At 73.9% G+C, this 1,204-nt stretch carries 2 protein-coding genes; one reads left to right on the forward strand and one right to left on the reverse strand.

Annotated features, from left to right (window positions below; all coding sequences use genetic code 11):
- Positions 1 to 610 (reverse strand): DUF2147 domain-containing protein (locus AX737_RS10945; RefSeq protein WP_156453651.1); only part of this gene is annotated, 610 nt, incomplete at its 3' end.
- A 221-nt stretch (positions 611 to 831) separates the two neighbouring features.
- Between AX737_RS10945 and AX737_RS10950 the strand changes: the two genes are divergently transcribed.
- On the forward strand, positions 832 to 1,204 hold a 373-nt coding region (locus tag AX737_RS10950), incomplete at its 3' end, for a bestrophin family protein (protein WP_245293425.1).

Here is a 1,204-nt window from a genome sequence, read left to right on the forward strand (position 1 = left end):
CCGGCTTGGCGGCGCCCGTCGGCGCCGCGGTCGAGCCCGTCGCGGCGGGCTTGGCCGGCAGCCACTCGGCGTCGGAGCGGGGACCGCCGGGGCCGTTGGTCGGGCCGGTGAGCTGGCCGGGCAGCACGTCGCTGACCTTGTTCCAGGTCTGGGACTTGCACAGGAAGGCGATCAGGCAGCCGCGCACGGTCAGCTCGCCCGGCGCCTCGCTCCAGATCGTCACGTCGTAGGACTTGCCGTCCTCCGAGTTGTAGATCTTGCCCTCGTAGCGGGCGTCCGCGTTCGGCTTCAGCCCGAGGATGAGCTGGTGGCCGAGCGAGGGCCGCGCCTGCTTCTTCGTGTCGGGGTTCTTGAAGTCGACCCGGGGCTGGCCCTTGTCGTTGAGCGGCACCTTCAGCCACACGACGTAGCCGCAGAGGTTCTTCTCGGCGGGGCCGCACCGCTCCATGCGGATCCGGGCGCGCCCGTCCTCGGTGAGGAACGTGCCGGTCGCGTCGGCCGGGGCCGCGGCGTGGCCCGCGCCCGCCAGGCCCGCCAGCAGCGCGGCCGGCAGCACCGCGCGCCGGAGACCGGCCCGCCCTGCACCCGTCGCGATCAGTCGAAACGTCATGCCATACTCCCAAGCGAAGCGGGCCGTGCCCCTCCGGCCCCGCTCGTCCGCGCACTCCCGGTGGGTCCCGCGTCCCCGCTGGGGGCGGCCCGCCTGTCGGGGCCCGCAATCCGCCCCGATGTTGACCGCATCATGACGTCCGGTGAGATCTTCCGCCCGATCCGGCGTTTCGCCGTGGCCCGGCAGCATCCCGCGACCCGCCCCTCCACACGTCTGCAGCCATGATCGTCCGCCCGCGCCCGAACCTCCTCGCCATCCTGTTCACGCTGCGCGGCTCGATCCTGCCGCAGGTCGCGCCGACCGTGCTGGGGCTCGCCGCCTTCGCCTGCCTCGTGGTGGCCGCCGAGCAGCGCTGGCCGGAGGCCTTCCCGGTCACGGCAGGCATCGGGCCGTTCACGCTGATCGGCCTCGCGCTCTCGATCTTCCTGAGCTTCCGCAACAATGCCTGCTACGAGCGCTGGTGGGAGGCCCGCAAGCTCTGGGGCGGGCTGATCGTCGAGGCGCGCGGCCTCGCCCGCACGCTGAACGCGCTCCTGCCCGGCGACGACGTCCTGCGGCGGGCGGCCCTGCGCCGCGTGGCGGGGTTCGCGGGCG

It is taken from the genome of Methylobacterium sp. CCH5-D2 (assembly GCF_001556475.1).
Taxonomy (GTDB): Bacteria; Pseudomonadota; Alphaproteobacteria; order Rhizobiales; family Beijerinckiaceae; genus Methylobacterium; species Methylobacterium hispanicum.